Origin of the sequence: Ciceribacter ferrooxidans (genome assembly GCF_004137355.1) — a bacterium.
Taxonomy (GTDB): domain Bacteria; phylum Pseudomonadota; class Alphaproteobacteria; order Rhizobiales; family Rhizobiaceae; genus Allorhizobium; species Allorhizobium ferrooxidans.
On sequence record NZ_SDVB01000309.1, the window covers coordinates 1 to 278 of the forward strand.

A 278-nucleotide genomic window follows, 5' to 3' on the forward strand; every position below is an offset into this window, starting at 1 on the left:
ATTTTCGCAAACATCAGGGAAGACGCTGGTAATCCCTTACCAATTTGTCTTCCTTTGCCGTCGGAAAGATCAAAATACCAATAATCACCTTTTGTATTCCCTCTCCATACCCTGGAGGAGTTTGTGTAGATGAGAATTTTGTCCCTTGTAGCATTCCAAACAATGCTTTCGATTCGCGTGGTGAGCCCTGCGACCTTAATCTGATCAGCGGTTATAACGACTTTTCCGTTGGCGAGGTCATCTGCGCTGTAAACGGAGATACTCCCCTTGTCATCAAC

General features: G+C 45.3%; 1 protein-coding gene. It reads right to left on the reverse strand.

The window, feature by feature from the left end:
- The coding region (locus EUU22_RS25690) for a hypothetical protein (protein WP_205687944.1) at nucleotides 1-278 on the reverse strand (278 nt) is incomplete at both ends.